19 protein-coding genes are annotated in these 18,164 nt (G+C 68.0%); 9 read left to right on the top strand and 10 right to left on the bottom strand.

Translation table 11 applies throughout. From position 1 onward, the window contains the following. Window positions 1–105 precede the first annotated feature (105 nt). On the top strand, window positions 106–282 hold the full coding sequence (locus BKN51_RS43560) for a hypothetical protein (RefSeq protein ID WP_168214347.1): 177 nt from the start codon (window positions 106–108) through the stop codon (window positions 280–282). Here the strand turns inward: BKN51_RS43560 and BKN51_RS18705 are convergent. Next, window positions 229–1,170 (bottom strand): MBL fold metallo-hydrolase, encoded by a 942-nt coding sequence (locus BKN51_RS18705; protein WP_101608870.1) that lies wholly within the window; start codon window positions 1,168–1,170, stop codon window positions 229–231. The genes BKN51_RS43560 and BKN51_RS18705 overlap by 54 nt on opposite strands. An 82-nt stretch (window positions 1,171–1,252) precedes the next feature. Here BKN51_RS18705 and BKN51_RS18700 point away from each other — a divergent pair, with 82 nt between their 5' ends. After that, window positions 1,253–2,113 carry a LysR substrate-binding domain-containing protein gene (locus BKN51_RS18700; RefSeq protein WP_101613303.1) on the top strand — a complete coding sequence of 287 codons (861 nt, stop codon included), beginning with the start codon at window positions 1,253–1,255 and terminating at the stop codon, window positions 2,111–2,113. A gap of 39 nt (window positions 2,114–2,152) precedes the next feature. Continuing rightward, the gene (locus tag BKN51_RS18695; RefSeq protein ID WP_101608869.1) at window positions 2,153–2,569 is read left to right on the top strand and encodes a hypothetical protein; all 417 of its coding nucleotides are present in this window, start codon (window positions 2,153–2,155) and stop codon (window positions 2,567–2,569) included. Here BKN51_RS18695 and BKN51_RS18690 read toward each other — a convergent pair. Continuing rightward, a complete protein-coding gene (locus BKN51_RS18690) occupies window positions 2,566–3,471 on the bottom strand; it encodes a glutaminase (RefSeq protein ID WP_101608868.1) in 906 nt (301 codons plus the stop codon). The two genes, BKN51_RS18695 and BKN51_RS18690, sit on opposite strands and share 4 nt — an antisense overlap. Window positions 3,472–3,641: 170 nt before the next feature. On the opposite strand from BKN51_RS18690, the gene BKN51_RS18685 reads away from it, so the two are divergent. Beyond that, the gene (locus tag BKN51_RS18685; protein WP_101608867.1) at window positions 3,642–5,027 is read left to right on the top strand and encodes an amino acid permease; all 1,386 of its coding nucleotides are present in this window, start codon (window positions 3,642–3,644) and stop codon (window positions 5,025–5,027) included. 76 nt (window positions 5,028–5,103) lie between these two features. On the opposite strand, the gene BKN51_RS18680 is transcribed toward BKN51_RS18685, so the two are convergent. Then, window positions 5,104–6,588, bottom strand: a complete 1,485-nt coding sequence (locus BKN51_RS18680; protein ID WP_101608866.1) for a CoA-acylating methylmalonate-semialdehyde dehydrogenase — start codon at window positions 6,586–6,588, stop codon at window positions 5,104–5,106. Between the two features lie 19 nt (window positions 6,589–6,607). Next, a complete protein-coding gene (locus tag BKN51_RS18675) occupies window positions 6,608–7,477 on the bottom strand; it encodes a Cgl0159 family (beta/alpha)8-fold protein (protein WP_101608865.1) in 870 nt (289 codons plus the stop codon). Window positions 7,478–7,586: 109 nt separating this feature from the next. Between BKN51_RS18675 and BKN51_RS18670 the strand changes: the two genes are divergently transcribed. Then, a complete protein-coding gene (locus BKN51_RS18670; RefSeq protein WP_101608864.1) occupies window positions 7,587–8,336 on the top strand; it encodes a GntR family transcriptional regulator in 750 nt (249 codons plus the stop codon). Here BKN51_RS18670 and BKN51_RS18665 read toward each other — a convergent pair. Both BKN51_RS18665 and BKN51_RS18660 read right to left on the bottom strand, forming a co-directional pair. Next, on the bottom strand, window positions 8,316–9,761 hold the full coding sequence (locus BKN51_RS18665; RefSeq protein WP_101608863.1) for an APC family permease: 1,446 nt from the start codon (window positions 9,759–9,761) through the stop codon (window positions 8,316–8,318). The genes BKN51_RS18670 and BKN51_RS18665 overlap by 21 nt on opposite strands. 635 nt (window positions 9,762–10,396) lie before the next feature. Then, window positions 10,397–11,365 (bottom strand): IS30 family transposase, encoded by a 969-nt coding sequence (locus BKN51_RS18660; RefSeq protein WP_101613052.1) that lies wholly within the window; start codon window positions 11,363–11,365, stop codon window positions 10,397–10,399. A 90-nt stretch (window positions 11,366–11,455) separates the two neighbouring features. Here BKN51_RS18660 and BKN51_RS18655 point away from each other — a divergent pair, with 90 nt between their 5' ends. Next, window positions 11,456–12,712 carry an HNH endonuclease signature motif containing protein gene (locus BKN51_RS18655; protein ID WP_101608862.1) on the top strand — a complete coding sequence of 419 codons (1,257 nt, stop codon included), beginning with the start codon at window positions 11,456–11,458 and terminating at the stop codon, window positions 12,710–12,712. Window positions 12,713–12,739: 27 nt separating this feature from the next. Here BKN51_RS18655 and BKN51_RS18650 read toward each other — a convergent pair whose 3' ends face one another. The 4 genes from BKN51_RS18650 to BKN51_RS18635 form a co-directional block, all read right to left on the bottom strand. Then, window positions 12,740–13,366 (bottom strand): ATP-binding protein, encoded by a 627-nt coding sequence (locus BKN51_RS18650; RefSeq protein WP_101608861.1) that lies wholly within the window; start codon window positions 13,364–13,366, stop codon window positions 12,740–12,742. A gap of 7 nt (window positions 13,367–13,373) precedes the next feature. Then, window positions 13,374–13,820, bottom strand: coding sequence for a MoaF C-terminal domain-containing protein (locus BKN51_RS18645; RefSeq protein WP_101608860.1), 447 nt, complete (start codon window positions 13,818–13,820; stop codon window positions 13,374–13,376). A 102-nt stretch (window positions 13,821–13,922) separates the two neighbouring features. Continuing rightward, on the bottom strand, window positions 13,923–14,396 hold the full coding sequence (locus tag BKN51_RS18640) for a carboxymuconolactone decarboxylase family protein (protein ID WP_101608859.1): 474 nt from the start codon (window positions 14,394–14,396) through the stop codon (window positions 13,923–13,925). 78 nt (window positions 14,397–14,474) lie between these two features. Next, window positions 14,475–15,323: a cobalamin-binding protein gene (locus tag BKN51_RS18635; protein WP_101613302.1), complete on the bottom strand. Its 849-nt coding sequence runs from the start codon at window positions 15,321–15,323 to the stop codon at window positions 14,475–14,477. Between the two features lie 141 nt (window positions 15,324–15,464). Here BKN51_RS18635 and BKN51_RS18630 point away from each other — a divergent pair, with 141 nt between their 5' ends. The 3 genes from BKN51_RS18630 to BKN51_RS18620 are packed head-to-tail and all read left to right on the top strand — an operon-like array spanning window position 15,465 to window position 18,134. Continuing rightward, window positions 15,465–16,346 carry an SIS domain-containing protein gene (locus BKN51_RS18630; protein ID WP_101608858.1) on the top strand — a complete coding sequence of 294 codons (882 nt, stop codon included), beginning with the start codon at window positions 15,465–15,467 and terminating at the stop codon, window positions 16,344–16,346. 7 nt (window positions 16,347–16,353) lie between these two features. Then, entirely contained in the window at window positions 16,354–17,244 is an 891-nt protein-coding gene (locus tag BKN51_RS18625) for a 1-phosphofructokinase family hexose kinase (protein ID WP_101608857.1), read from the top strand. Between the two features lie 8 nt (window positions 17,245–17,252). Next, window positions 17,253–18,134 carry a class II fructose-bisphosphate aldolase gene (locus BKN51_RS18620; protein WP_101608856.1) on the top strand — a complete coding sequence of 294 codons (882 nt, stop codon included), beginning with the start codon at window positions 17,253–17,255 and terminating at the stop codon, window positions 18,132–18,134. The last annotated feature ends 30 nt before the right edge of the window (window positions 18,135–18,164 follow it).

Here is an 18,164-nt window from a genome sequence, read left to right as displayed (position 1 = left end):
AGACGAAAGCCACACGTCGTCCATGGCGCTTCGCACTGTCGGCCCGCGGCCCCGAACCTGCACGATTTCGGTACCACACCGCAGGTTCGACAGGGGAGATTTCCGATGCAGACCACCGTTTCCGACGAAATCCGTTCGTTCTTCGCCGACTCCGGTGTCGACTTCACCGCGGCCGGGCAGGCCGAAGTCGACGTCGTGATCGATCACTTCGACAACTGGAAGAACACGTCAAGCGGAGGGGCCTTCGGCTGCTTCACCGGCGCCTGCTGTCTCATGGCCTGAGTGTTCCGAGCAGAAGCAGCCGACACCCTTCGTGATCCAGTCCCTGCCCTCCCAATCGGGATGGCGTTCGATCATCAGCGCTTCGACCTCCGCGGCGATCGTCTCTTCGGGAAGAGCCGAGTCACGCCGTGTCCAGGTCTCGTCGCGCAGCAGTTCGAGGTACTCGCGGACGTCGGTCAGGATCCGGCGTCCGGAGACGTCGCCGTGGCCGGGGACGACGAGGTCCGGCCCGGCGGCGGCCAGCCGTCGCAGCACTTCGATCCACCGGAGTCCCGAGACGTCGGTGTCGTACGGCGGGAACCACGGGAAGATCGCGAACTGGCCCGTCTCCACCAGATCCCCGGTGAACAGCACACCCGCGTCGGGGACGGTCACCACCTGGTCGCCCTTGCTGTGGGCGCGCCCGGTGGCCTCCAGCCGGACGACCCGCCCGCCGAGATCGAGGTCGTACCCGTCGTCGTAGACCACGTCCGGAGCGACCAGTTCGACACCATCGAGGTCGCGGGCGACCGGTGCGCCGAGGCCGCGGAACATTTCGAGGTAGCCCGGTCCTTTGTGGACCAGGTCCGCGGCCTGCGCGCTGTTGACGAGGTAGGTCGCTTCGTCCGCGAAGACCTGGGCGCCGAACGCGTGCTCGGGATGGAAGTGGGTCGTGGTCAGGTACAGCTTGCGGCCGCGGGCGTGCTCGGCCGCGAAGGCGAGCACCTTCGCGGCGTTGCGCGGACCCAAACCGGTGTCGACGACGAGCACCGAGTGCGATCCGCCGATGACGCCGATGTTGGGGACGAGGTCGACCCCGAGGTTCGGGATCACCACCAGGTCGCGGGCGATCTCGCGGGCCTCGCCGGTGTCGACGGAGGGCTCATGGGTGAGTGGTTCGAAGGGCATGATCACACTGTCGCGCCGGTACTCGCCCGCCGTCCAAGTCCGATTCCGGCGCACCGATACCGGCTGGGTATCATCGCCGGTGATGGAACTCCGCCTGCTGCGCTACTTCGTGGCCGTCGCCGAGGAGAGGCACTTCGGCCGGGCCGCCGCGAGGCTGCACATGACCCAGCCGCCGCTGAGCCGGGCCATCCAGCAGCTGGAGAACGACCTGGGGGTCGTGCTGCTGCTTCGCTCGGCCGCCGGCGTCGAGCCCACCGCGGCCGGGACCACCCTGTACGCCGAGGCCCGTACCCTGCTGGACCAGGCCGAGCGGGCCCGCGCTCGGGTGGCGGCGGTGGCGGGCCCCGCGACGCTCACCGTCGGCACCCTCGCCGACGGGGCGGGGGAGGCGGGTATCCGGCTGGCCGAGGCGTTCCGGCGGCGTCATCCCGAGGTCTCGATCCGGTTCCGCGAGGCGGATTTCACCGATCCCACCACCGGTCTGCGCGCCGGGCTGGCCGACGTCGCGCTGACCCGGTCGCCGTTCGACGAGACCGGCATCAGCGTCCGCGTCCTGCGCTCCGACCCGGTCGGGCTCGTCCTGCGCACCGGGGATCCGCTCGCGGGTCGTGAGTCCCTCCGGCTGGCCGACGTTGTCGACCGGCCCTGGTTCCAGCTGCCGGACGGGACCGATCCACTGTGGCGCGCGTACTGGAACGGGGCGGCGCCCGTCGGGGAGCGGCCCGCCGGGCCGGTGGTGCGCACGGTCGGCGAATGCCTGCAAGCCGTTCTGTGGAACGGCTCGGCCGGAATCGCGCCGCTCGGCCACGCCCTGCCCGACGGGCTCACTTGGGTGCCGTTGGCCGACATGCCGCCGAGCCCGCTCGTCGTCGCGTGGGTGACCGGGCAGGAGAGCCCGCTGATCCGCTCGTTCGCCCGGATCGCCGTCGAAAGCCACCGTTGAAGGTGGTGTGAAACCGTCTGCTCCGGGGAATCAACGGGCATGCCGGAAACACCTTCAGAACCCGACGACGCGACCGTCGACGCCGTCGGAAAGCTGGTCGCCGCGCTCGAAACGGTCGAGCAGGCGCGAGGACATCTGTACGCCTTCCATCACCTGACGGGAAGCGCCGACTTCGCCCTCGACGAGGCCGCCGAGGCACTCCGGGAGGCCGGGCACCCCGAGTGGGCCGAGCGGATCCGGACCGAGCTGATCGGGCTCAACGTGCTGCCGGAGCGGTGGACCTTCCAGCTGATCGAGGAGTACGACGACGGCTACTATGCGGCCTTCCGCGAGATGACCCGGGACGTCACCGGTGACCTGACCGGCGGACGGCGGCATCTGCACGAAGAGCTGATCAAGCGGCGTCGGCGTACCGAGGGACGGCCTGGACACGAGATGGGGCGGCCCAGCGGCTAGAAGATCGACCAGCCGGTCAGGGTGGTGAACCGGTCCAGTGCCGCGACGCCCGCGACGGAGTTGCCGCGCACGTCCAGTCCGGGGCTCCACACGCAGACCGCGCACCGGCCGGGGACGATCGCGACGATGCCGCCGCCGACGCCGCTCTTGCCGGGAAGCCCGACGCGGTAGGCGAATTCGCCCGCCGCGTCATAGGTGCCGCAGGTCAGCATCACCGCGTTGACCCGCTTGGCCGCGCTCAGCCCGAGCAGCCGGGTTCCGTCGTTACGGACGCCGTGGCGGGCGAGGAACACCGCCGAGCGCGCGACGTCGCGGCAGTTCATCGCGATCGAGCACTGGCGCACGTACTGGTCGAGGACCTCGGGTACCGGACGGAGCATGTTCCGGTAGGACGCCATGAAGTACGCGAGCGCGCGGTTGCGGTCGGCGTGCGCGGCCTCCGAGGCGGCGACCTCGTCGTCGATCCCGATGTCCGCGCGACCGCTTTCCTCACGGAGGAAGCGAAGCAGTGTTTCCGCCGCGTCGCCGTGGTGTGCCAATTCGTCGGTCACCACCAGCGCGCCGGCGTTGATGAACGGATTGCGGGGGATCCCGTCCTCGTTCTCCAGTTGCACCAGCGAGTTGAACGGGTTGCCGGACGGCTCGCGGCCCACCCGCGTCCACACGCCGTCGCCGTGGGAGAGCGCGAGCGCCAGGGTGAAGACCTTCGACATGCTCTGGATGGAGAACGGCGTCTCCCAGTCGCCGACCCCGTGCACCGCACCGTCCACTTCGGCCACCGCGATGCCGAACCGCCGGGGATCGACCCTGGCGAGGGCGGGGATGTAGTCCGCGACGGCGCCGCGGCCGATCTCGGGCGCGACGTCGTCCGCGATCCGGTCCAGCAACGCCGCGAGGTCCACGGCCGTAGCGTAGGAGGCCGCCTTCGCGCGCGAAGATCGGGGTTCACGGGTGAATTTGTCAAATCGAAAAGGGAAATACCGGTAAAACCCCTGGAGTGACGTCCCGCACACCTTAAGTCTTCCTTAGCACTGTTGGTGACCTGCCGCACACGCTCTAGCGTCTGGCAACCATGGATTCCTCGCTGCTCACCGAAAAAGGTGAAAGCTACTCAAAAGCACTGGGCAACCGCCAAGTGCAGATGATCGCCATCGGCGGCGCGATCGGCGTCGGGCTGTTCCTCGGTGCCGGTGGCAAGCTCCAGCAGGTCGGGCCGTCGCTGGTCCTGTCGTACGCGCTCTGCGGCATCGCCGCCTACTTCGTGATGCGCGCGCTCGGTGAGCTCGTGCTGCACGAGCCGACTTCCGGCAGTTTCGTCACCTATGCCCGCAAGTTCATCGGGCCGTGGGCGGGTTTCGCCTCCGGCTGGATGTACTGGGTGAACTGGGCGATGACCGGGATCGCGGAGATCACCGCGGTCGCGATCTACGTGCACAAGTGGCTGCCCGACGTGCCGCAGTGGATCACCGCCCTGGTCGCCCTCGGCGTCCTGATCCTGGTGAACCTGCTCTCGGTGAAGCTGTTCGGCGAGCTGGAATTCTGGTTCTCGGTGGTCAAGGTGCTGGCCATCGTGGTCTTCCTGGTCACCGCGATCGGGCTGGTGCTCACCAGCGCCGACATCGGCGGCACCGCGGCAGGCGTGCACAACCTGACCGCCCACAACGGATTCTTCCCGGCGGGCATCGGCATCGCGCTGATGACGCTGCAGGCGGTCATCTTCGCGTACTCGGCCATCGAGGTCGTCGGCATCGCGGCGGGCGAGACCAAGGACGCCCGCAAGGTACTGCCGAAGGCGATCAACGGGGTGGTCTGGCGGATCGGCGTGTTCTACGTCGGTTCCGTGCTGATGTTGGCGATGCTGCTGCCGTGGCCGTTCTACAACGGCGGTGAGAGCCCGTTCGTCACCGTCTTCTCGCGGCTCGGGATCCCGGGCATCGGTGACGTGATGAACGCGGTCGTGCTCACCGCCGCGCTGTCGAGCTGCAACTCCGGCCTCTATTCGACCGGCCGCATCCTGCGGGCGCTGGCGGACAAGGGCGAGGCGCCGAAGTTCGTCGGCAAGATGAGCAGCCGTCACGTGCCCTACGGCGGGATCCTGTTCACCTCCGCCGCCTACGTGCTGGGCGTGGTGCTCAACTACCTGGTGCCGAAGGACGCTTTCGACATCGCGATCGCGATCGCCTCGCTCGGCGTGATCACGACGTGGGCGACGCTGATCTTCTGCCAGATGCGGATGCGCCAGGCGGCCCTGCGCGGGGAGCTGGAACGGCCGTCCTACCGGATGCCGTGGGCGCCTTACAGCGGCTGGGCGACGCTGGGCTTCCTCGCGCTCGTCGTGGTCCTGATGGGCTTCTCCGACGGCGCGGAGAAGATCGCGTTCTACTCGATCCCGGTGCTGGTCGTCGTGCTGGCGGTCGGGTGGCGGGTCGTCGGGAAACGGCAACAGCAGGTGCGCTGACCCCCTCTCGCGATTCGTCCTCTGGTCGCGGTCCTTGCGTGTGCAACTACCGCGACCAGAGGACGAATCGCGGGGGTCAGCTGGAGGTCGGGAAGTGGAAACCGGCGGTGGAGTGCGGCCACCGCGTCGTGACGACCTTCGCCCGGGTGTAGAACCGGACGCCCGCCGGGCCGTGGATCGGGCTGTCCCCGATGAGGGAGTCCTTCCAGCCACCGAAGGAGTAGTACGACATCGGCACCGGGATCGGCACGTTCACCCCGATCATCCCCACCTTGACCTCGCGCTGGAACCGCCGCGCGGCTTCACCGCTGCCGGTGAAGATGGCGGTGCCGTTGCCGTAGGGGTTCGCGTTGATCAGCGCGATCGCCTCGTCCACGCCGGCCACCCGGACGATGCCCAGCACCGGTCCGAAGATCTCGTCCTGATAGGCGGACATCTCCGCGGTCACGTTGTCCAAAAGGGACGGTCCGACGAAGAAACCGTCCGGATGGGTCTCGACCTGCAGCGCCCTGCCGTCGACGACCACGGTCGCGCCCTGCTCCGCGCCGCGGGTGACGGAGTCGATCACGCGTCGGCGCGCGGCCTCGGTGACCACCGGGCCCATGTCGTTGCCGTTCTCGTCGCCGGGACCGACCTTGATCTCGGCCGCCTTGCGCTTGAGGATCTCGACCAGCCCGTCGCCCGCCGAACCGACGGCGACGCCGAGGGAGATCGCCATGCAGCGCTGACCGGCGGAACCGAACGCGGCGGCGGTGAGGTGGTTCGCGGCGTATTCGAGGTCGGCGTCGGGCAGGACGACGGCGTGGTTCTTGGCCCCGCCCAAGGCCTGCACGCGTTTGCCGGTGGCCGTCGCGCGTTCGTGGACGTACTTGGCGATCGGGGTGGACCCGACGAACGACACGGCGGCGATACCCGGGTGCCCGAGGATCGCGTCGACCGTGACCTTGTCCCCGTTGACCACGTTGAAGACGCCGTCGGGAAGACCCGCCTCGGCGTACAGTTCGGCGACCAGCCGGGACGCGGACGGGACCCGCTCGCTGGGCTTGAGCACGAAGGTGTTGCCGGTCGCGATGGCGATCGGGTGCATCCACAGCGGGACCATGATCGGGAAGTTGAACGGCGTGATGCCGGCGACGACCCCGAGCGGCTGCCGGAAGTCGTGCACGTCCACGTCCCGCGAGACCTGGTCGGAGAAGCCGCCCTTCAGCGCGTCGGCGATCCCGCAGGCGTACTCGACGATCTCGCGGCCGCGGACGATCTCGCCGCGCGCGTCGTCGATCACCTTGCCGTGTTCGGAGGAGATGATCCGCGCGAGTTCGTCCTCGTGCTTCACCAGCAGCTCGCGGAAGGCGAACATCACCTTGGTCCGCTGCGACAACGACGAATCGCCCCACGACTCGAAAGCCTTGCCCGCGGCCGCCACCGCGGTGTCCACATCGGACGGTTCCGCGAGGAGCACTTCCGCCTGCGGACGCCCCGCGGCCGGGTCGTAGACGAGAGCGGTGCGAGTGGAGCCCGCCGTGGTCGCGGTGCCGTTGATCCAGTGGTCGATGGTCTTCACTTGTCGTCCTCCACAGTGTTCACAGCAATCCGACGGCCGTGTCGACGGCCTTGGCGACGTCGCCGTCGTGCGGGTAGAGCAGGGACCGGCCGACCACGAGGCCCTGCACGGTCGGCAGCGCGAGCGCCCGTTGCCAGGCGGCGAACGCGGTGTCGGGATCCTTGACCTCGCCGCCCAGCAGGACGGCGGGCAACGTCGAGGCGGCCAGCACGCGTTCCATGTCCTCGACCACCGGCAGTTTCAGCCAGGTGTAGGCCGACGAGCGGCCGAGACCGGAGGCGATGGTGACCGAGCGGATCACGGCCTCGGGGGAGAGGTCGTTGCGGAGGCGGCCGTCGACCCAGTCGGCGAGGAACGGCTCGACCATCGCGATCAGTTTCCGGTCCGCGAGCTCGTTGATCGCCTTCGCGGTGTTCTCCAGGACGCTCGGCGTCGCCGGGTCGGTCAGGCAGATCCTGGTGAGCGTCTTGCCGCCGTCGAACCGCATCCGCTCGATCGCTTCGGCGTCGTAACAGGCGAACCGGTCGTCGATCTCGAAACTCGACCCGGCGAGGCCGGTGCGGTTCATCGAGCCGATGACGGTCTTGCCCTCGAGGGCGCCGAGGAGCAACAGGTCGTCGATGATGTCCGGCGTCGCCAGCACCCCCGTGACACCGGGCCGCTCCAGCGCCAGGCCGAGGCGATCCAGCAGCTCGCCGCGGTCGGCCATCGCGAGCGGGTCGGCGCCGACGCCGTTCGCGCCGCGCGCCGGATGGTCCGCGGCGATGATCATCGTGCGGCCCTTGTCGTTGAACGGCGATTTCGCCCGGACCCGGGTGGCCGCGGCCACCGCGATGGCCTCCGGATCGCGCACCCGTGCGGCGACTACCCGGCGTACTGTTTCGGACACCCGTTGTTCCTTCCGGCTCGCTTGGCCCTTCGACCATCGCAAGAGCCCGAAGACTTTGTCAAGACATACGGACATAAGGTCATAAGCCCGTCCGAGGTAAGCTCCGCGCATGAAGCCCTGGGCGCCCGGCGAGATCGTGGTGGATCCGAACGGCCCGGAGCCGTTGTACTCGCAGGTCGCCCGGCAGCTCGGCGCCGCGATCGAGGACGGCAGGCTGCCGAACGGAGCGAGGCTGGACAACGAGCTGGACCTGGCAGCGCGGCTGCACCTGTCACGGCCGACTATCCGCCAGGCGATCCAATCCCTGGTCAACCAGGGGTTGCTCGTCCGCAAACGTGGTGTCGGCACGCAGGTCGTCCGCACCAAGGTCGCCCGCCCGCTGCGGTTGAGCAGCCTCTTCGACGATCTCAGCGAACTCGGGGACAAGCCGGAGTCCGTCGTCCTGGTCAATCAGGTCGAGCCCGCCGGTGAGGAGGTGGCCGAGCGGCTCGAGACGCCAGGCCTGACCCACGTCCGGCGGCTGAAACGGGTGCGCTCGACCGGCGGCGAACCGCTGGCGATCATGAACAACCACCTGCCCGACGGCATCATCGACCCGGCCGACGACGAACTGCGGGACAAAGGGCTCTACCAGCTACTCCGGTCCGCGGGTGTCCGGCTGCACGCGGCCCAGCAGAACGTCGGCGCCCGGCAGGCGACCGAGGAGGACGCCGAGCTGCTGCACGAGAAGCCGGGGGCGGCGCTGCTCACCATGCGGCGCACCACCTACGACGACACCGGCCGGGTCGTCGAGTACGGATGGCACGTCTACCGCGCCTCGCGCTACTCGTTCAACCTTTCACTGACCAACAACGTCTGACGGTTCGCGTTCCAGGTCGGACTCCAGCGACGCGTACACCGACGGGCGGAACCTGCGCAGCCAGACGGCGAGCGCGAGCCCGGCCAGCGCGACGATCAGCAGCAGCCACGGCAGCAGCGGGACGACGCCGTTGCTGGATCCGGCGAGGGTCGGGAAATTGAGGATCGCCAGCGTCACGATGAGCCCGAGACCCACCGCGCCCAGCCCGGGGGCGAGCAGCGTCTTCACGATCCGGCGGTCCCGCGTCCGGCGGAAATGGACCAGGATCGCCACCGCCGCGAACAGTTGCAGGGTGAGAATGCCGAGGGTGCCGAAGCCGGTCATGCTCGCGGTGAGGTCGGCGACCGGGTCGAGTCCGGCGAGCCGGAACGCCACCGCCACCAGCGAACCGAAGGTCAGTTGCACGATCGAGGCGTAGCGCGGCGCGCCGTTGCGCGGGTCGGTCTTGCCCAGCAGCCGCGGCAGCACGCCGACCCGTCCCAGCGCGTAGAGGTAACGCGTGGCCGAGTTGTGCAGCGCCAGCAACGCCGCGAACAGGCTGACCACCAGCAGCAGCAACATCACCTTGGTCAAGGTGTCGCCGAGATACTCCTGGGCGACCGACTGCACCAGGTCGCCGGTCGAAAGGTGCGCGGCGGCCACGTCCTGCGCCTGCTCGGCGCCGATCGCGCTGACCACGGCCCAGGTCGTGAACGCGGCGAACACCCCGATGAACCCGATCGCGATGTAGGTCGCCCGCGGGATCGTCCGCTTGGGATCCTTGGCCTCCTCGCCGAACAACGCCGTCGCCTCGAACCCGATGAAAGCGTTGGCGGCGAACAACAACGCCAGTCCGCTTGCGCCCTGGAACATCACGGACGGGCTGAACGCGGCGAACGAGAAGCCGTGCCGGAACAACACGCTGAAGTCCATGATCAGCAGGATCGACACTTCGAGGATCAGCGAGACTCCCAGCACCTTGGCGCTGACAGCGATTCCGCGCCGGCTGAGCAGCAGGACCAGCACGACCGAAAGCGCGCTCCAGAAGAGCCAGTCGAGCTTCAGCCCGAAGACGGTGTCGATCGCGGTGGAGGTGAAGAACCCGCTCGTGCCGATCGCGCCCGCCACGAAACAGTTGTAGCCGAGCATCGCGATGAAACCGGCGACGAGACCCGGGGTCCGGCCCAACCCCTTGACCACGAAGGCATAGAAGCCGCCCGCGCTGGTGAGGACCTTCGACATCTGCGCGTAGCCGACCGCGAACAACAACAGGACGACCGTGGCCAGCAGGAACGCCGCGACCATCCCGCCGCCGTTCCCGACCGCGATGCCGATGGCCGCGATCACGACCATCCCGGTCAAGGGCGCGACCGCGGCGAGCACGAGGAAGACGATGCCTGGCACGCCCAGGACGTTCTTGGCGAGCGACGTGTCGTCTCGGCTCATTCGCTGCTCCTCTTGTTCGCTGGACGGCCAGTATGGGAGCGGACGGGGGCGCGGGCTTTGCCTTTGCGCGCTCGGCGCTTGTTCGCCAGTGCCCGGTCTCGGTGCTCGCCGGAGCGGTAGGTCTCGGGCCTCGTGAGTGATAAAGGTGGTTATTGAGGGGTAAGTCAAATGTGGCGTGACCGAGCCTCTGCGATGAAGGCCCCCTTCGCTGGCTTCAAGGCTGAGAGGCGGCCTTCGCGGCGTGGTTCCGGACCAGTCAGCGAGCACCAGTCGTTCCCCCGAGCGTCCACAGCGGACACTCTCTGGCGGCTGCATGTCCGGTTGGCGGCTATATGTGCGTTTGCAAGGGGGGTCGTGAGTGATAAAGAGGGTTAGAACGCGCTTTACCACTCACGACCCCTGTTGCAAAGCGTGCAGATGGGCATCAATCGGACACTCTCGACGCTGAGGACTCGGCGCGATCTGACTGCGAACACGACACGTTTGCCCTTCTCTTCAATAGAACCGTCCTTACCGCTCACGAGGCCGACTGTTTCCGCAGCTTTTCTTTCGCCGTGTCACATAAACGTGTGATAGCACAGGTGTTCGAACGGCGGTAATGTCGATGGTGGTTTCAACTGGTGAGTGCACCACCTCTAGTCTAGCAACACTTTGCTGAACGCTTCGATCGGCTTAAGCCAACCTAGTGTCTGTCGCGGCCGGTCGTTGAGTTCGTCTGCGATGGCATCGAGTTCGTCCTGTGAATATCCGGATAGGTCGGTTCCTTTGGGAAGGTACTGGCGCAGCAACCCATTGGTGTTCTCGTTGCTGCCGCGTTGCCAGGGCGAGCGCGGATCACAAAAATACACCGGCATGCCGGTGGTCATGGTGAACTTCCTGTGGCCGCCCATCTCGCCACCCTGATCCCAGGTGACGCTGTTCTTGAAAACGTCAGGCAAAGTGTTCATCTTGGCGGCCAGCCGCGGGGCAACGTTCTCGGCCGTGCGATCGTGAGGAATACGCACCAGCATGACGAATCGAGTGCGCCGTTCGACCAAGGTCGCGATCTGCGATTGATTGTTCGCGCCGACGATCAGATCGCCTTCCCAGAAGCCCGGCACGGCACGGTCCTCGGCCTCGGCCGGCCGCTCGCTGATCAGGACCATGTCCTTGATCTTGCCCCGCAGCTCCGCCCCTCGCGACCGGGCCCGTCGCTTGATCCTGCCTTGGCGCAACCCCTCGGCCACCTCTGCCCGCAACGTCCCCTTCGCCTGTACGAACAACGCCTGGTAAATCGCTTCATGTGACACCCAGCGAGAATGATCCATCGGATGGTCGAGCCGCAACCTGTACGCGATCTGCATCGGTGACCACTTTTTCCGCAACCCCTCATGCACCACGCGAGTCAGAAACGGCGATTTCAGCACCTTGCGTTCCTTTGGACGCTTCCGTAGTCGATCAGCCCGGCGCTGCGCAACCAACGGCGAATACGCCTCCCGTCCACCGTTGCGGTCAACCTCGCGGGACACCACCGAATGATCCCGTCCAATCCAGGCCCCGATCTCCCGAAACGACTTCCCCTGCCTCAACCCGAACGCGATCAATTCACGCTCCACCGACCGCAACGGAACACCACGCGACACGGCACACCCCTTCGCTACCCAGAACGATCATTATCCCAGCCGGTGCACTGACCATCTGAGCCCGTGGATGTTGTGGCCAGCGATGACAGACCCCAGACGACGCGCACCGAGTGGTGGCGTGTCGATACCGCGACGCTGCATGCCCGTAAACAGGAACTCGAAGTTCTGAAGCGGCAATTGGATGCTGAGCAGAACGCGATTCTCGCGGAAATCAATACTCGCGGGGTTCGTGGGTGTTCGGGTCATGCGACGTTGTCGGCGATGATTTTCGAGGACTTCCACGTTACGGGCAAGGAAGCGGATGCTCGCGCTGATCGGGTGTTGGCGTTGCATGCGGGTGTGGCGGTGGGTGGTGATCGGGTGCCACCCCTCGCGCCCCTGACCGCTGACGTCGCGACGGAGGGTGCGATCGGTGGTTCGCAGATCGACGCGATCATCCGCACCCTGGCGCGTATCCCGTCCTTCGTCCCGGAAGAAGACGTGCGAGGCGGAGAGAAAATCCTTGTGGATCTGGCCCGGCACGCCGGGCCTCGCACGATCGCCCAAGCTGGACGGAGACTCCTGGACAAGCTCGATCCGGACGGAAAAGAGCCTCGCGACGAGAACCCCAAAGACACCCGACCGGAGTTACGGTTCGTCAAGCACCGCAACGGCACCTTGGGTTTGAAGGGCACGCTCGATCTGGAGACCTACACACGGTTGAAGTCCGACCTGGATCCGATGGCCAAACCGCACAAGGCCATCGACGGCGTCCGCGACTCGCGCACCCAGGACGAACGCTACGGGGACGCCTTCACCGACTATGTGCGACTGAAGACCACGAGCCGCAACCTCCCCGGCCAAGCAGGCGAAGCCACCCACATCCTCGTCACCATGTCCTACGAAGACCTGATCAGTGACTTGGGTGAAGCCCATCTGGATCTGGTCGGGCCGATCAGCGCCACCGACGCCCGCATCCTCGCCTGCGACGCCCGCGTCCGACCCGGAGTCCTCGGCACCGCAAGCGAACCCCTCGACATTGGCCGCTCGAAACGAACGGTCTCACTCGCCCAGAAGTACGCACTCACCATCCGCGACGGTGGCTGCGCCTTCCCCGGCTGCGACATGCCCGTGCCGCGCTGTACAGCTCACCATATTGTTTTCTGGCGGCACCACGGCGAAACGAAAATCGACAACCTGGTCCTGCTGTGTACCAAGCACCATCGATTGATCCACCACAGTGAATGGAAAGTCCAGATCGCCCAAGACGGACTACCCGAGTTCACCGCCCCGGCCTACCTCGACCCCACCGGCGAACCGAGGCGCAACACCATGCACCTCAGGACATAGACCGACGCTGGGGTGCGATAGCCGAGGTCAACCGATTCGCCGGTCAAGCGTCTTGGTGGACAGCTGTGGCCATACCCCGGTCCTTCGCTCGAGCGTGCTCACCGTCAGTTGAGCCGTCGCGCGCAAGTCTTGCCGCGGGCGGAAATGGACGGTCGTCCCGGTCGTGCCGTCGTCGGCGACCGGGGTCAGGTCGGTGACCGGGTTTCCGTGTTCGTAGCGTTGGGTCCAGGAGCCGTTGTGGCGCCGGTTGGTATGCACGAGCCACTCGCTCAGCGCCGCGACGACGGACATCCCCCGGCGCGGGTGGCCGTCGGGAAGCAGCTGGGCGTCGGGGAAGTCGAAGAACCGCAGATCCTTCGTCGCCATGATCGGCTTCCTCACGGTTCGCCCCTGGTCGGTGACGTGAGTTTCGGTGCCTCGCCCGTTGTCCGCCACGGACACCGAGCCGTCGGGGTGCAGGGTGAGGGTGGATCGTCCGCCGCCGTTGCTCTCGGCTTCCTCGGCCGCGTAAGCGAGGACCTCGAGGATGAGATGTGCGACACCGCCCGGCGCGAATTCCGCCGGGTTCCGCCGAATCAGTGCCAGGTGCCCGGCATCGACGGCACTCGCCCAATCGTGCGTTGTGCTCTGCCGCGGAACTCCTGACGCGTCCATTCAGGAATTATCGTGGCTCAGGGAAAGAAGGCCATCGGTGCGGTCGTTCCAGAACCTCGATGGTCGCCTGGTCGACCAGGAAGTACTGCCCGCCGTCCTCCCGCGGGTTCGTATAGGCGGCCGTCGCGATCGACCGGCCGAAGTCGGCCATCACCGCGATGGGATAGCCGCCGTCGAAGATTTCGCCGTGCGCGGCCGTCGCGACGGTCCCGGTCTCGTACCAGGTGACGAAGTACTGTGCCGGCCCGGTTTCGAAAACGCGCAGCGTCGTCTCCTTCTGCCGGACGCCGGTGAAGTCGCCGGACACGCCGGTCCAGATCATCGTCGTCTTGTCCGCGTAGTGCTGCTCCAGCACGTTTCCCGAGCCGTAGTGGAAGTTCGCGCGCAGCCCGACGAGATCGTTGCTGAGCTGGTGGGTGCCGGTCACGGGGAAGAAGCGGACATCGAGTTCCACGGGCTGAACCTCCGGAAGGATCGCTGGTTCCGAAGGTTTAGCACCGGGGCCTGCGGGAATCGTTGTCCGGCAAGGCAGTCCTGTTGTCGGTGGACGCGGGGCTCAGCCGAACATGCCGGGCTGGTAGTCGCCAGCCGGGGTCCCGGCGATGACGTTGAGCCGGTTGTACGCGTTGATCGTGGCGACCAGGGAGATCAAGGCGCCGATCTGCTCGTCGTCGTAGTGCTTGCGCACCTGCGCCCAGGTGTCGTCGCTGACGCCGTGGTGCGCGTCGGAGATGCGGGTGCCCTCCTCGGTGAGCGCCAGCGCCGCGCGCTCCGCCTCGGTGAACACGTTCGCTTCCCGCCAGGCGGCGACCAGGTTGAGCCGCACCGAAGTCTCGCCGGCGTGCGCGGCGTCCTTGCTGTGCATGTCGGTGCAGAAGCCGCAACCGTTGATCTGGCTGGCGCGCAGCTTCACCAGTTCCTGGGTCGCGTGCGGCAGCGAGGACTCCTCGATCGGGCGGCTCGCGGCGCCGAGACGCTTGACGAACTTGAGGGCGACCTCGTTCTCGAACAGGTTGAAACGCGGTTCCATGATCTTTCCTCTCCGTCGGTTTCTGCACACATGACGATCCGGCCGGAGAGGTTGTGACAGCTTTCGGCGTGACGCCGGTCACCCGTGCAGGATGTCGGCGAGGAGCTCCGCGCCGTCGACGACGCGGGGGCCCGGCCGGTTGAAGTAGGCCGGGCCGTCCAGGATGTGTACGGCGGGGATGTCGTCCCAGCCTGGAAGGCCGGTCAGCAGGGGGAGCTCCGCCTCGGTCCGTTCCGGCGGGAAGCCGCAGGGGATGAGCAGCAGGATGTCGGGCCGTGCTTCGACGACGGCGTCCCAGGTGATCGGCCGGGTGTGTTCGCCCGCGTCGGCGAGCAGCGGGGTTCCGCCCGCCGCTTCGATCTGTTCGGGGACCCAGTGCCCGGCGGGCCAGAGTGGGTCGAGCCATTCGATGGCCGCCACCCGCGGGCGAGGCCGCCCCGCGACCCGGGCGCGGACAGCCGCCAGCCGCTCCTGAAGACGACGAGTCTCGGCGGCCGCCCGTTCGGGGACTCCCAGCACCTCGCCGAGTGTGGTCAAGCAGGTGAAGATGCCTTCCAGCGTTCGCGGTTCGAGGCTGACGACCCGGGTGTCGCCCTCCATGGCGCGCACGGTTTCGGAGACCTGCCGGTAGGAGATCGCGCAGACGTCGCAGAGGTCCTGGGTCAGCACGACGTCGGGTTCGGCGGCCGCCAGCAGTGCGGAGTCGAGGGAGTACAGGCCCGAGCCGCGATGCTCGCCGCCGACGGCCGCCGAGATCTCCCGGCTCGACAGCACGTCGTGGTCGATCGCGCTGCTCGTGACCACCGGGACGTCGTCGAGCGCGCCGGGCGGCCAGTCGCATTCGTGGGTCCGGCCGGTCAGCGACGGCAGCAGTCCGAGGGTCGCGACGAAGTCCGTCGCGGCGGGGAGCAACGAGACGATCCGCATCCGTCCACGGTAGGTGACCAGCGCATCCTGCACATCTGAGCGGGTCAAATGCGTGAAACTGCACTCTTGGAGCATTGACGTTGCACAAAACTGCACCTAACGTGACAGCTATTGCGCACAACTGGCACGGATGGGGAGTTCATGAGCGGGACCTTCATGGCGGCGGAGATCGCGAGCCAGCCCGGCTGCTGGCGGGACGCGGCGGCGCTGGCCTCGGCGAACAGTGATCTGCTGCCGCCGCCCGGCGCGCGGGTCGCGATCGTCGGCTGCGGCACGTCGTGGTTCATCGGCCAGGCGTACGCCGTCCTCCGCGAGTCCGCCGGGCTCGGCGAAACCGACGCCTTCGCCGCGTCGGAGTTCCCGGTGGGCCGCGGCTACGACCACGTGGTGGCGCTGACCCGGTCGGGTACGACCACCGAGGTCCACGCCCTGCTGGCGAAGCTGCGGGGCAAGACGCCGACCATCGCGATCACCGGGGTGCCCGGCGAGATCGAGAACGCCGCGGACACCATCGTCGACTTGTCCGTCGTGGACGAACGCTCGGTCGTGCAGACCCGCTTCGCCACCACGGCGCTGGCGATGCTGCGAGCGCACCTCGGCGAGGACCTGAACGCGGCCGCGGACCAGGCCGAACGTGTCCTCGCCGAACCGCTGCCCGACGAACTGATCACCGCGGAGCAGTTCAGCTTCCTCGGCACCGGCTGGTCGGTGGGCATCGCGAACGAGGCCGCGCTCAAGTTCCGCGAGGCCTGTCTGCTGTGGACGGAGTCGTACCCGGCGTGGGACTACCGGCACGGGCCGATCAGCATCAGCGAACCCGGCCGAGTGACCTGGATGTTCGGGCAGGCGCCGGACGGCCTCGCCGACGACGTCGCCCGCGCGGGCGGCCTGTTCGTCGAGAGCGGCCTGGACCCGCTCGCCGACCTCGTCCGCGCGCAGCGGGTGGCCGGGGCCATCGCCGCCCGCAAGGGGCTCGACCCGGACAACCCCCGCAGTCTCACCCGTTCCGTCGTCCTGACCTGAGGCCGCCGTGATCGTCACCGTCACGCCGAACACCGCGCTGGACGTCACGTACACAGTGGACGGTCTGCGGCCCGGTGAGGTGCACCGGGTGGGCGACGTGCGGAACCGGGCGGGCGGCAAGGGCGTGAACGTCGCCAGGGTGCTGCACGCGCTCGGCGCCGACGTCCGCGCGGTCCTGACCGCCGGTGGTGCGACGGGATCCGCCGTCGTGGCGGACCTCGCGGCGGTGGGGGTCGCCGCGGAGGCCGTCCCGATCGGCGGGGAAACCCGTCGCACCACCACGGTCCTGGCCGGCGACGGATCGGTCACGCTGCTCAACGAACCCGGCCCCAGGCTCACCGAGGACGAATGGCAAGCGTTTGCGACGGCCGTCCGCGCCCGGCGAGCCGACGTGCTCGTCTGCTCGGGCAGCCTGCCGCCGGGAGCCGGGGGATACGCCGGGCTGCTCGGCGCTTCACCGTCCATCTTGGACACTTCGGGTGAGGCGCTGATCGCCGGGCTCGCCGGGAAACCGTCCGTGGTCAAACCGAACGCCGACGAACTGCGCGAGGTCACCGGCCTGCGCGATCCGGTGGCCGCCGCGGCCGAACTCCGCAAGGCCGGGGCGGGCGCGGTCGTGGTCTCCCTCGGCCCCGAGGGGCTGCTGGCGGTGACCGGATCCGGCACCTGGCACGCGGTACCGTCCACGGTGCTGCGGGGCAACACCACCGGCGCGGGCGACGCCGTCGTCGCGGCGCTGGCACTGGGCCTGAGCAGGCGCGAGTCGTGGCCGGACATCCTGCGCCGGGCCGTCGCGCTGTCCGGCGCGGCCGTGCTCGGCCCGCTCGCCGGCGACGTCGACCTCACGCACTACCAAGCCGAACAGGGGCTGGTCGCCGTGCGCGCCCGCCCGGATTAGGAGACGTCATGCCTCTGGTGGGAACCGGGGAGATCGTCGGTGCCGCCGCGGCGGCCCGGCACGGCTGCGGCGCGTTCAACGCGATCCAGCTCGAACACATCACCGCGATCATCGACGGCGCCGCCGCGGCGAAAGCGCCGGTGATCGTGCAGCTGAGCCAGAACGCCGTGAAGTACCACGGCTCACTGGCGCCGGTCGGCACGGCGGCGCTCGCCGCGGCCAGGGGCGCCGTCACCCCGGTCGCGGTGCATCTCGACCACGCCGAGTCGGCCGACCTCGTCCGCGAGGCCGTCGCGCTCGGCTTCGGGTCCGTCATGTTCGACGCGTCCAAACTGGACTACGCCGACAACGTCCGCGCGACGCGTGAAGTCGCCGCGTACTGCCACGACCATGGAGTGTGGGTCGAGGCCGAACTCGGTGAGGTCGGGGGAAAGGACGGTGTCCACGCGCCCGGCGCGCGCACCGATCCGGACGAGGCGGCGGAGTTCGTCGCCTCCACCGGTGTCGACGCGCTGGCGGTGGCCGTCGGCAGTTCGCACGCCATGCTCACCCGTGACGCCGCGCTGGACTTCGAGCTGATCGCACGGCTCCGGGAACGGGTACCGGTGCCGCTGGTGTTGCACGGCTCGTCGGGCGTGCCCGACGACGGGCTGGCCGAAGCGGTACGGGCCGGGATGACGAAGATCAATATCGCCACTCAGCTCAACAAGGTGTTCACCGCGGCCGTCGCGGACGACTGGCGCGCGCATCCCGAGCGTGTCGACCCGCGGAAGTACCTCGGCGCCGGGCGTGCCGCGGTCGCCGTCGAGGTGCGGCGGCTCTTGGGAGTGCTCAAGCTTGATCATGTTGAACCGGTCAAGGTGACGATTGAGCAGAGTTTGCGCGATTGAGTGTTGACATGTGCGTGAAACCTCACAAAA

The sequence above is a fragment of the Amycolatopsis sp. BJA-103 genome, from assembly GCF_002849735.1.
In the GTDB taxonomy this organism is placed as follows: Bacteria; Actinomycetota; Actinomycetes; order Mycobacteriales; family Pseudonocardiaceae; genus Amycolatopsis.
Note: the sequence above shows the minus strand (reverse complement) of the source record. Positions and strands in the feature narration are given on the sequence as shown.

Bases quoted from the DNA above. Each gene is read 5' to 3' on its own strand.
- BKN51_RS43560 (WP_168214347.1), top strand. From the start codon at position 106: ATGCAGACCACCGTTTCCGACGAAATCCGTTCGTTCTTCGCCGACTCC.
- BKN51_RS18705 (WP_101608870.1), bottom strand. From the start codon at position 1,170: ATGCCCTTCGAACCACTCACCCATGAGCCCTCCGTCGACACCGGCGAG.
- BKN51_RS18700 (WP_101613303.1), top strand. From the start codon at position 1,253: ATGGAACTCCGCCTGCTGCGCTACTTCGTGGCCGTCGCCGAGGAGAGG.
- BKN51_RS18695 (WP_101608869.1), top strand. From the start codon at position 2,153: ATGCCGGAAACACCTTCAGAACCCGACGACGCGACCGTCGACGCCGTC.
- BKN51_RS18685 (WP_101608867.1), top strand. From the start codon at position 3,642: ATGGATTCCTCGCTGCTCACCGAAAAAGGTGAAAGCTACTCAAAAGCA.
- BKN51_RS18670 (WP_101608864.1), top strand. From the start codon at position 7,587: ATGAAGCCCTGGGCGCCCGGCGAGATCGTGGTGGATCCGAACGGCCCG.
- BKN51_RS18665 (WP_101608863.1), bottom strand. From the start codon at position 9,761: ATGAGCCGAGACGACACGTCGCTCGCCAAGAACGTCCTGGGCGTGCCA.
- BKN51_RS18650 (WP_101608861.1), bottom strand. From the start codon at position 13,366: ATGGACGCGTCAGGAGTTCCGCGGCAGAGCACAACGCACGATTGGGCG.
- BKN51_RS18640 (WP_101608859.1), bottom strand. From the start codon at position 14,396: ATGGAACCGCGTTTCAACCTGTTCGAGAACGAGGTCGCCCTCAAGTTC.
- BKN51_RS18635 (WP_101613302.1), bottom strand. From the start codon at position 15,323: ATGCGGATCGTCTCGTTGCTCCCCGCCGCGACGGACTTCGTCGCGACC.
- BKN51_RS18630 (WP_101608858.1), top strand. From the start codon at position 15,465: ATGAGCGGGACCTTCATGGCGGCGGAGATCGCGAGCCAGCCCGGCTGC.
- BKN51_RS18620 (WP_101608856.1), top strand. From the start codon at position 17,253: ATGCCTCTGGTGGGAACCGGGGAGATCGTCGGTGCCGCCGCGGCGGCC.